This window comes from Pseudomonas peradeniyensis (genome assembly GCF_014268935.2).
GTDB lineage: Bacteria > Pseudomonadota > Gammaproteobacteria > Pseudomonadales > Pseudomonadaceae > Aquipseudomonas > Aquipseudomonas peradeniyensis.
The window spans coordinates 534,249-545,000 of sequence record NZ_JABWRJ020000002.1; the positions used below are offsets into that span (position 1 = coordinate 534,249).

Here is a 10,752-nt window from a genome sequence, read left to right on the forward strand (position 1 = left end):
TGTCGACTGCTTCACGCCTTGCGGCTCAAAGGCCGGGCAGGTGCTGGCGGATCTGTTCGATCAGCTGGTCCATGCTGGCGCTTTCCTGGGTGTTCACGCGCTTGCTGTGCTTCTGCTCCTCGGCATCCAGCGGATCGCGGCTGGCCTGCTGCGCCTGGATCACTTCCAGGGTGGCGTCCGAAGGGTCGATGGCTTCGGCCTGGCGCTGGGCCAGCCAGCTGGCGATCACCGCGTCGGGGGCCTGGCAGTCGAGAATCAGGAACGGCACGCCGGCCTCGCTGGCGACGTCCGCCGCCGCCTTGCGCTGCTCGTGCTTGAGGTAGGTGGCATCGAGCACCACCGGGAAACCGGCATGCAGGATGATCGCCGCCAGCTCATGCAGGCGCTGGTAGGTGGCGATGCTGGCTTCCTTGTCGTAGATGCCAGCCTCGAGCTGACCGGCGTCGGCTGCCGACTGTTTGCCGAACAGGCGCTTGCGCTCGACGTCCGAACGCACGCGTACCGCGCCCAGAGCCTCGACCAGGCGCATCGCCACATGGCTCTTGCCCACGGCCGAGACGCCCTGAGTGACGGCCAGCAGGCGCGAAGGGATGGCGCTGTAGCTTTCGGCCAGGTTGGCGTAGTTGCGGTAGGTGCGCAGGGTGGTGGCGCGCTGCACGCCGTCGGCGTCGGGCGACAGGCTGAACAGCGCGACCTTGGCCCGCACCAGGGCGCGGTAGGCCTTGTAGAAGTTCAGCAGCTCCAGGCCTTGGTAGTCGCCGGTCAGCTCCAGGTACTGGCTGATGAAGCGTCGCGACAGGCACTTCAGGCCGCGGTCCTCGAGGTCCATGGCCAGGAAGCCGACGTCGGCGTAGACGTCGGTCAGGCGGAACGGCTCGTTGAACTCGATGCAGTCGAAGATCACCACCTTGCCGTCGATCAGGGTGGCGTTGCCCAGGTGGATGTCGCCGTGGCACTCACGGATGAAGCCATTGGCCTTGCGCGCCTCGAGCAGGCCGTGCAGGCGCTTGAAGCTGTCCTGGGCCCAGGCCTGCAGGTTGTCCAGTTGCTGCAGGTCGGCCTTGTCGGTCAGGAACGGGCGGATCTGCTCGAAGTTCTGCTCCACCGGCGCCATGACCGCGTCCGGGGTGCCCAGCGGATGGTCGACCGGCACGTTCGGCGCCTGCAGGTGGAACTCGGCGATCTGCCGGGCCATCTGGTCGATGTGGCCGGCGTTCAGCTCGCCGTTGGCCTGCAGGGTGCTGAGCATCTGGTCCTGGGGGAACTGGCGCATCTTCAGCGCGTATTCGATCGCCGGGCCTTCGCCGCCGATCTGCGGGGCCTCGACGCTGCCGGTGATCGGCAGCACCTCCAGGTACAGGCCTTCGGTCAGGCGCTGGTTCAGCCGCAGCTCTTCGTTACAAAAATGCCCGCGCTGGTCGAGGCCGGTGAAGTCGAGGAAGCCGAAGTTCATCGGCTTCTTGATCTTGTAGGCGTACTCGCCGGTGAGCAGAACCCAGGAGATGTGCGTCTCGATGAGCTGGAAGCCCGCGACAGGGTGCGGATAGAGGGCGGGGTTCTGCAGCGCGCTGATCAGGGCTTGGCTCACGGATCATCCTTCAGGGGTCAGGGAATTCGAATCGGACATTATGGTCAATGGTGCCGTCCCTGCAAACCGCCGTAGGCGTCTGCCCCCCTTTTCCAAAGTGCGTATAATCCGCCGCCATGACACGTACCCGAAATTCCCGCACCTCTAAAAAACGCCCGACCGGCCGCGCCCGCGCCTGGCTGGGCTGGGCACTCAAGCTCAGCCTGGTCGGCCTGGTGGTGATCGCCGGCTTCGCGGTCTATCTCGATGCCACCGTCCAGGAGAAGTTCTCCGGCAAGCGCTGGACCATCCCGGCCAAGGTGTATGCCCGGCCGCTGGAGCTGTTCGTCGGCCAGAAGCTGAGCAAGAACGACTTCCTCACCGAACTCGATGCCCTGGGCTATCGCCGCGAAGGCGTGGCCAATGGCCCGGGCGCCGCGTCGGTCAACGGCAACAACGTCGACCTCAACACCCGTGGTTTCCAGTTCTACGAGGGCATGGAGCCGGCGCAGTTCGTGCGCGTGCGCTTCTCCGGCGACTATGTCGCGGGCTTGAGCGGCGCCAATGGCGGCAAGCTCGACGTGGTACGCCTCGAGCCGCTGATGATCGGCGGCATCTACCCGAAGAACCTCGAAGACCGCATCCTGATCAAGATCGACCAGGTGCCGCCATACCTGGTGGAAACCCTGATCGCCACCGAAGACCGCGACTTCTACAGCCACTTCGGCGTGTCGCCCAAGTCCATTGCCCGGGCGGTGTGGGTCAACACCTCCTCGGGCGCCATGCGCCAGGGTGGCAGTACCCTGACCCAGCAGTTGGTGAAGAACTTCTTCCTCACCAACGAGCGCAGTCTCAGCCGCAAGCTGACCGAAGCGATGATGTCGGTGCTCCTGGAAGTGCACTATGACAAACGCGAGATCCTCGAGGCCTACCTGAACGAAGTGTTCATCGGCCAGGACGGCCAGCGCGCGGTGCACGGCTTCGGACTGGCCAGCCAGTTCTTCTTCAGCCAGCCGCTGCAGGAGCTCAAGCTGCACCAGATCGCCTTGCTGGTGGGCATGGTCAAGGGCCCGTCCTACTACAACCCTCGCCGCCACCCCGAGCGCGCCCTGCAACGGCGCAACCTGGTGCTCGACCTGCTCGCCGAGCAGGGCGTGGCCACTCAGGACGTGGTCGACGCGGCGAAGAAGATGCCGCTGGGCGTGACCAAGCGCGGCAGCCTGGCCGACAGCTCGTTCCCGGCCTTCCTCGACCTGGTCAAGCGTCAGCTGCGCCAGGACTACCGCGACGAAGACCTGACCGAAGAAGGCCTGCGCATCTTCACCAGTTTCGACCCGATCCTGCAGATGAAGGCCGAGACCGCCATGAGCGAGACCTTCAAGCGCCTGGCCGGGCGCAAGGGCGCCGACGAAGTGGAATCGGCGATGGTCGTCACCAACCCCGAGACCGGTGAAGTGCAGGCGCTGATCGGCAGCCGCCAGTCAGGCTTCGCCGGCTTCAACCGCGCCATCGACGCCGTGCGGCCGATCGGCTCGCTGGTCAAGCCGGCGGTCTACCTGACCGCGCTGGAGCAACCGAGCAAGTTCACCCTGACCAGCTGGGTGCAGGACGAGCCGTTCTCGGTCAAGGGGGCCGATGGCCAGGTGTGGCGTCCGCAGAACTACGATCGCCGCCCCCATGGCACCATCTACCTGTACCAGGGCCTGGCCAACTCCTACAACCTGTCGACCGCCAAGCTCGGCCTGGAAGTGGGCGTGCCCAACGTGATCAAGACCATCGGTCGGCTCGGCGTACAGGTCGACTGGCCGGCATTCCCGTCGATGCTGCTGGGCGCCGGCGGCATGTCGCCGATGCAGGTCGCGACCATGTACCAGACCATCGCCAACGGCGGCTTCAACACGCCGATGCGCGGTATCCGCAGCGTGCTCACCGCTGAAGGCGAGCCGCTCAAGCGCTACCCGTTCCAGATCCAGCAGACCTTCGACCCGGGTTCGATCTACCTGGTGCAGAACGCCATGCAGCGGGTGATGCGCGAAGGCACCGGCCGCTCGGTGTACAGCGTGCTGCCAAGCTCGCTGACCCTGGCGGGCAAGACCGGTACCAGCAACGACTCGCGCGACAGCTGGTTCTCCGGCTTCAGCCAGGACCTGCTGGCGGTGGTCTGGCTGGGACGCGATGACAACGGCAAGACGCCGTTCACCGGTGCCACCGGCGCGCTGCAGGTGTGGACCAGCTTCATGAAGAAGGCCGACCCGCTGCCGCTGGACATGCCGCAGCCGGACAACGTGGTGCAGGCCTGGATCGATCCGTACAGCGGCCAGGGTTCCGACGGCAGCTGTCCGGGAGCGGTGCAGATGCCGTATATTCGTGGCAGTGAACCGCCCGCTGGCGCCACCTGTGGTGGCGAGCAGAACCCGGCCGAAGAGGTGATGGACTGGGTCAAGGGCTGGATGAATTGAGCGCGAGCTTCTGAAGAGGGTGTGAAGTGAACAAGTGGTGGATTCCTGCCGTGGCGGCAGTGACCGTGCTGCACGGTTGTGCCAGCGTCCCGCGTGGCAACATTCCGGTGGTCGATTCGAGCACCCGGGTCTCCAACAGCGAGCGCGTCTCGGCCAACCGCACGTCGGCCTATCCGACCAGCGGCGGCAGCAGCCAGGCCCGGTCGTTGCCGGAAGACTCCGGCGTCACCGTGATGATCCCGCAAGGGACCGGCGGCGCGCCGATCCAGTCGTTCCCGGCAGGTACCGGCCCGGCGCCGATCAGCACTGGGCCTATCACCCCGGGTCCGGTCAGCAGCGGCCCGATCAGCACCAACCCCAACCCGATCGCCGACGAGCCGTTCGACATCGCCTCGATGAGCAATCCGGCGCCGGTCACCAGCGCGCCCACCGGGATTCCGCGGGGCAATGTCTCCGGCGGCGGCCTGTCCGCCGACGAACAGCTCGACGGCCCGGTGCTGGCGCTGCTGACCACCGCCCAGCAGCAACAGGGCAGTGGCGACTTCAACGGCGCCGCGTCGAGCCTGGAGCGTGCCCAGCGCATCGCCCCGCGTGAGCCGCAGGTACTGTTCCGCCTGGCCCAGGTGCGCCTGTCGCAGGGCGACGCCGCGCAGTCCGAGCAACTGGCGCGCCGCGCCCTGACCTACGCCAACGGTCGTCCCGACCTGCAGGCCCAGCTGTGGAACACCATCGCCCAGGCCCGCGAGAAGCAGGGTGACAGCGCCGGCGCGGCCCTGGCGCGGCAGAAGGCGCGGGTCAACCTGTGATGGAACAGCGCATCCTCGATATCGCCGACCATCTGCTGCTGATCGAGCGCGAACTCAAGGTCCAGGGCTGGTGGAGCGATGTCGCGCCCAGCGCCGAGGCGCTGGCCAGCGTGGTGCCGTTCGCCGTCGACAGCATGGCCTTCGAGCAGTGGTTGCAGTGGATCTTCCTGCCGCGGATGAAACTGATCCTCGAGCACGGACACCCGCTGCCCAATGCCTCGGGCATCCTGGTCATGGCCGAGACGGTGTTTGTCGACCGTCCGGAACAAAGCCGCGCGCTACGGCGCTTGTTGGCAGAATTCGACCAATTGATCAGCCCCTCCGCCTGATTTCTTCTCTTTTTCCTTCAAGGGCCGCAGATTGTGGCCCTTTTTTATGAAAATCTTCTTAAATCTGCTGCTGTGAACCTTTTTAGTGGTTGCAGTGATTCATCTTGCCGAAAAATTGGCAATAATTTCTCTTGACTTGTGCGCGCCGAATCACAAGAATCCAGATTCCGCTGTAGAGGGACTGCCAGAAGCAGACCCGCTAAGCAGATCATGAGGCGCACACCCGCGCCGACTTGTAACACCCCGCAACGCGTTACCTCGCGCTGGGTGGGAAGGCCCGCAACACACCAGGGCACTCCCAATACTTGCTCAGTCAGTGCTGACGTTCGCTCATGCTCTGCTTGGCAGTAAACCTATTAAGACCCGCTCAGTGAGGGCGGTATTCTGGCGTTTTAGAGGTGAACAACGTGGAGCTTTTATCTGGCGCTGAGATGGTCGTCCGCTTTTTGCGTGACGAAGGCGTTAAGCACATCTACGGGTACCCTGGTGGTGCTCTCCTTCATGTTTACGATGCCCTGTTCAAGGAACCGGAAGTCCAGCACATCCTGGTCCGCCACGAGCAGGCTGCCACCCATATGGCGGACGGTTACGCCCGTGCCACCGGCAAGGCCGGCGTGGTACTGGTGACTTCCGGCCCGGGCGCGACCAATGCCATTACCGGCATTGCCACCGCCTACATGGATTCCATTCCGATGGTCATCCTGTCTGGCCAGGTGCCCAGCACCATGGTCGGCACCGACGCGTTCCAGGAAACCGACATGATCGGTATCTCCCGGCCGATCGTGAAGCACAGCTTCATGATCAAGCATGCCTCGGAAATCCCCGAAGTCCTGAAAAAAGCCTTCTATCTTGCGCAATCCGGCCGTCCCGGCCCGGTGGTGGTCGATATTCCAAAAGATATGACCAACCCGGCCGAGAAGTTCGAGTACATCTACCCGAAAAAGGTCAAGTTGCGTTCGTATAGCCCGGCTGTTCGTGGTCACTCCGGGCAGATCCGCAAGGCGGCCGAGATGCTCCTGGCGGCCAAGCGCCCGATCGTCTACTCCGGCGGTGGCGTGATCCTCGGCGGCGGCTCCGAAGCCCTCACCGAAATCGCCAAGACGCTGAACCTGCCGGTCACCAACACCCTGATGGGCCTCGGTGGCTTCCCGGGCACCGATCGCCAGTTCCTCGGCATGCTCGGCATGCATGGCAGCTACACCGCCAACATGGCCATGCACCATGCCGACGTGATCTTCGCCGTCGGCGCGCGTTTCGACGACCGCGTGGTCAACGGCCCGGCCAAGTTCTGCCCGAACGCCAAGATCATCCACATCGACATCGACCCGGCGTCGATCTCCAAGATGATCAAGGCCGACGTGCCGATCGTCGGCCCGGTCGAGAGCGTGTTGAGCGAGATGCTCACCATCCTCAAGGAAATCGGCGAGCAGCCCGACAAGGCGGCGCTGGATGCCTGGTGGAAGCAGATCGACGAATGGCGCGGCGACGGTGCGCTGTTCCCCTACGACAAGGGCGACGGCAACATCATCAAGCCGCAACAGGTGATCGAGACCCTGTGCGAAGTGACCAACGGCGATGCCTTTGTCACTTCCGACGTGGGCCAGCACCAGATGTTCGCGGCGCAGTACTACCGCTTCAACAAACCCAACCGCTGGATCAACTCCGGTGGCCTGGGCACCATGGGCTTCGGTTTCCCGGCGGCCATGGGCGTCAAGCTCAACTTCCCCGACCAGGACGTGGCCTGCGTTACCGGTGAAGGCAGCATCCAGATGAACATCCAGGAGCTGTCCACCTGCATGCAGTACGGCCTGCCGGTGAAGATCGTCAACCTGAACAACGGTGTGCTGGGCATGGTCCGCCAATGGCAGGACATGTCCTACAACGGTCGCCACTCGCACTCCTACGTCGAGTCGCTGCCGGACTTCGTCAAGCTGGCCGAGGCCTATGGCCATGTGGGCATCCGCATCACCAGCCTGAAAGACCTCAAGCCGAAACTGGAAGAGGCTTTCGCGATGAAGGACCGCCTGGTGTTCATCGACATCGCGGTCGACCGGACCGAGCACGTCTATCCGATGCAGATCAAGGACGGCTCGATGCGTGACATGTGGCTGAGCAAGACGGAGCGTACCTGATATGCGGCACATCATCTCCCTGCTGCTGGAAAACGAACCCGGTGCCTTGTCTCGCGTGGTCGGCCTGTTCTCCCAGCGCAACTACAACATTGAAAGCCTGACCGTGGCACCGACCGAAGACCCGACACTGTCGCGTCTGACGCTTACCACCGTTGGCCATGACGAAGTGATCGAGCAGATCACCAAGAACCTGAACAAGCTGGTCGAAGTGGTCAAGCTTGTCGACCTCTCGGAAAGCGCCCACATCGAGCGCGAGCTGATGCTGGTCAAGGTCAAGGCCACCGGTGCCCAGCGCGCCGAAATCAAGCGCACCACGGATATCTTCCGTGGCCAGATCGTCGACGTGACCGCCAGCGTGTACACCGTGCAGCTGAGCGGCACCAGCGACAAGCTGGACAGCTTCATCCAGGCCATCGGCACCGCATCGATTCTCGAAACCGTGCGCAGTGGCGTCACCGGCATTGCCCGTGGCGACAAAGTGCTCAGCATCTAACTTCAAAAACTAGCGATGGCTCCGCTGGGGCCGAGATATAACAGGGGTATTTCATGAAAGTTTTCTACGATAAAGACTGCGACCTTTCCATCATCCAGGGCAAGAAAGTCGCCATCATCGGCTACGGTTCGCAAGGTCACGCCCAGGCGTGCAACCTGAAGGACTCCGGTGTGGACGTTACCGTCGGTCTGCGTAAAGGTTCGGCTACCGTTGCCAAGGCAGAAGCCCATGGCCTGAAAGTGGCTGACGTGGCTACCGCCGTCGCCGCTGCCGACCTGGTCATGATCCTCACCCCGGACGAATTCCAGGGCCAGCTGTACAAGAACGAGATCGAGCCGAACATCAAGAAAGGCGCTACCCTGGCCTTCTCCCACGGCTTCTCGATCCACTACAACCAGGTCGTTCCGCGTGCCGACCTCGACGTGATCATGATCGCGCCGAAGGCCCCGGGCCACACCGTGCGCTCCGAGTTCGTCAAGGGTGGCGGCATCCCTGACCTGATCGCGATCTACCAGGACGCCTCGGGCAACGCCAAGAACGTCGCCCTGTCCTACGCCGCTGGCGTCGGTGGCGGCCGTACCGGCATCATCGAAACCACCTTCAAGGACGAGACTGAAACCGACCTGTTCGGTGAGCAAGCCGTTCTGTGCGGCGGTACCGTCGAGCTGGTCAAGGCCGGTTTCGAAACCCTGGTCGAAGCGGGCTACGCCCCGGAAATGGCCTACTTCGAGTGCCTGCACGAGCTGAAGCTGATCGTCGACCTCATGTACGAAGGCGGCATCGCCAACATGAACTACTCGATCTCCAACAACGCCGAGTACGGTGAGTACGTCACCGGCCCTGAAGTCATCAACGAAGAATCCCGCAAGGCCATGCGCAATGCCCTGAAGCGCATCCAGGACGGCGAGTACGCGAAGATGTTCATCAGCGAAGGCGCCACCAACTATCCTTCGATGACCGCCAAGCGCCGCAACAACGCCGCCCACGGCATCGAAATCATCGGCGAGCAACTGCGCTCGATGATGCCGTGGATCTCGGCCAACAAGATCGTCGACAAGACCAAGAACTGAGTCTTGCGTCGATAAATGAAAAACGCGGCTTCGGCCGCGTTTTTTCGTTTGCGCGGTCAGCTTCTGGTATAAAGCGACCAGTGGCTCGCTGTTAGAACGGTTTTGCCGAGCCCATGTCGAACATATTCCACCCTGTTGCAAGGTACTTTTCATGAGCGAACGTCCCGAAGAGCCGAACAAGCCCTCCGACGCCGAAAGCCTGCTACCTATCGATGAACATGTCGAAGAAGGCCACGATGCCGAAGGGCGCAAGGTGCGTCACCGCGGTATCTATCTGCTGCCCAACCTGTTCACCACCGCGAACCTGTTCGCCGGCTTCTATTCCATCATCAGCTCGATGAGCGCGCAGAGCGCCCTGAGCGCGGGTGATCCGCGGGAGGCGAGCAAGTATTTCGCCTTCGCCGCCATCGCAATCTTCGTCGCCATGGTCCTCGACGGCCTCGACGGTCGCGTGGCTCGCATGACCAATACGCAAAGTGCCTTCGGTGCCGAGTACGACTCGCTGTCGGACATGGTCGCCTTTGGCGTGGCGCCGGCGTTGCTGGCGTTCGGCTGGGCCCTGGGCGACATGGGCAAGGTCGGCTGGATGGTTGCCTTCATCTATGTGGCCGGCGCCGCGCTGCGCCTGGCACGCTTCAACACCCAGGTCGGCACCGCCGACAAGCGTTACTTCATCGGCCTGGCCAGTCCGGCGGCGGCCGGCGTGGTGGCCGGTACCGTCTGGGCGTTCAGCGACTACGGCATCCAGGGCTCCAAGCTGTCGTTCCTGGTGGCGCTGCTGGTGGCGGCCGCAGGCATGCTGATGGTCAGCAACATCAAGTACAACAGCTTCAAGGAGCTCGACCTCAAGGGCCGCGTGCCCTTTGTCGCGATCCTGGCCGTGGTGCTGGTGTTCGCCGTGGTGTTCAGCGATCCGCCGCGCATCCTGCTGCTGATCTTCCTCGCCTATGCCGCGTCGGGGCCGATCCAGTTCCTGTTGCGGGCGCGCCGTCGCAAATCCTGACAAGGATTTAATCGCGGAATAACCTGCCGGCTCCATAGTCTTACGTGTACATCAGTGACCCGTACTGTGGAGCCGCCATGCTCATCAAGCTTCCCCGATCGTCCGACTGCAAAGCATCGCAGATCACCCCAGAATCCATCTACTTCTCCCGTCGTACGTTGCTGGGCGCAGGCCTGGCGGGCGCGGCCCTGGGCGCGTTGCCGCGGTTGGGCGCGGCTGCCGAGATGTCCCGCTATGCCGACGTCGAGGCCGGTGCCGCCCCCGGCTGGTTCAACGACAAGCTGGCCAGCGCCCGCTGGCAGGCGGTCACCGTCAGTGGCGAGGCGATCACGCCGTTCAAGGACGCCACCCACTACAACAACTTCTACGAGTTCGGGCCCGACAAGGGCGATCCGGCGGCCAATGCCGGCAGCCTGAAGACCGAGCCCTGGAGCCTGGTGGTGGATGGCGAGGTGGCCAAGCCTGGGCGCTATGCGCTGGAGGACTTCATCAAGCCTTACCAGCTCGAGGAGCGGATCTACCGCCTGCGCTGCGTGGAGGCCTGGTCGATGGTGATTCCCTGGCTGGGTTTCCCGTTGGCGGAGGTGCTCAAGCAGGTCGAGCCAACCTCGAAGGCGCGCTATATCCGTTTCGAAACCCTGGAAGACCCCAAGAGCATGCCCGGCCAGCGGTCCGGTTTCGCCCTGATCGACTGGCCCTATGTCGAGGGTCTGCGCCTGGATGAGGCGATGAACCCGCTGGCGATTCTGGCGGTGGGCATGTATGGCCGCGAGTTGCCCAACCAGAACGGCGCGCCGTTGCGTCTGGTAGTGCCGTGGAAGTACGGGTTCAAGAGCATCAAGTCGATCGTGCGCATCAGTTTGGTGGCGGAGCAGCCGCAGACCACCTGGCAG

Annotated in this window: 9 protein-coding genes (1 of these 9 cut by a window edge); 8 read left to right on the forward strand and 1 reads right to left on the reverse strand. The window is 63.5% G+C overall.

The features are described from left to right. Positions 1 to 25: 25 nt before the first annotated feature. On the reverse strand, positions 26 to 1,588 hold the full coding sequence (locus HU751_RS11890) for a bifunctional aminoglycoside phosphotransferase/ATP-binding protein (RefSeq protein ID WP_186732764.1): 1,563 nt from the start codon (positions 1,586 to 1,588) through the stop codon (positions 26 to 28). Positions 1,589 to 1,704: 116 nt separating this feature from the next. On the opposite strand from HU751_RS11890, the gene mrcB reads away from it, so the two are divergent. From mrcB to msrP, 8 genes are all read left to right on the forward strand, one after another. Next, on the forward strand, positions 1,705 to 4,026 hold the full coding sequence (gene mrcB / locus HU751_RS11895) for a penicillin-binding protein 1B (protein ID WP_186732765.1): 2,322 nt from the start codon (positions 1,705 to 1,707) through the stop codon (positions 4,024 to 4,026). 26 nt (positions 4,027 to 4,052) lie between these two features. Then, the gene (locus tag HU751_RS11900) at positions 4,053 to 4,832 is read left to right on the forward strand and encodes a tetratricopeptide repeat protein (protein ID WP_050706955.1); all 780 of its coding nucleotides are present in this window, start codon (positions 4,053 to 4,055) and stop codon (positions 4,830 to 4,832) included. Continuing rightward, a complete protein-coding gene (locus HU751_RS11905) occupies positions 4,829 to 5,161 on the forward strand; it encodes a YqcC family protein (protein WP_050706954.1) in 333 nt (110 codons plus the stop codon). Before HU751_RS11900 ends, HU751_RS11905 begins: the two co-directional genes overlap by 4 nt. Before the next feature lie 407 nt (positions 5,162 to 5,568). Further along, positions 5,569 to 7,293, forward strand: a complete 1,725-nt coding sequence (locus HU751_RS11910) for an acetolactate synthase 3 large subunit (RefSeq protein ID WP_186732766.1) — start codon at positions 5,569 to 5,571, stop codon at positions 7,291 to 7,293. A gap of 1 nt (position 7,294) precedes the next feature. Next, positions 7,295 to 7,786 carry an acetolactate synthase small subunit gene (gene ilvN, locus HU751_RS11915; RefSeq protein ID WP_003250040.1) on the forward strand — a complete coding sequence of 164 codons (492 nt, stop codon included), beginning with the start codon at positions 7,295 to 7,297 and terminating at the stop codon, positions 7,784 to 7,786. 53 nt (positions 7,787 to 7,839) lie between these two features. After that, a complete protein-coding gene (ilvC, locus tag HU751_RS11920; protein ID WP_027917653.1) occupies positions 7,840 to 8,856 on the forward strand; it encodes a ketol-acid reductoisomerase in 1,017 nt (338 codons plus the stop codon). Between the two features lie 151 nt (positions 8,857 to 9,007). Then, positions 9,008 to 9,859, forward strand: a complete 852-nt coding sequence (gene pssA / locus HU751_RS11925; RefSeq protein ID WP_050706953.1) for a CDP-diacylglycerol--serine O-phosphatidyltransferase — start codon at positions 9,008 to 9,010, stop codon at positions 9,857 to 9,859. Between the two features lie 77 nt (positions 9,860 to 9,936). Next, positions 9,937 to 10,752, forward strand: the 5' portion of a protein-coding gene (gene msrP / locus HU751_RS11930) for a protein-methionine-sulfoxide reductase catalytic subunit MsrP (protein ID WP_186732767.1). Its footprint extends 198 nt past the window's final position; only the first 816 of its 1,014 coding nucleotides appear in the window; its start codon is at positions 9,937 to 9,939; its stop codon lies off the right edge, out of view.

Coding starts and splice junctions, on each gene's coding strand:
- mrcB (WP_186732765.1), top strand. CDS start 1,705: ATGACACGTACCCGAAATTCCCGCACCTCTAAAAAACGCCCGACCGGC.
- ilvN (WP_003250040.1), top strand. CDS start 7,295: ATGCGGCACATCATCTCCCTGCTGCTGGAAAACGAACCCGGTGCCTTG.
- ilvC (WP_027917653.1), top strand. CDS start 7,840: ATGAAAGTTTTCTACGATAAAGACTGCGACCTTTCCATCATCCAGGGC.
- pssA (WP_050706953.1), top strand. CDS start 9,008: ATGAGCGAACGTCCCGAAGAGCCGAACAAGCCCTCCGACGCCGAAAGC.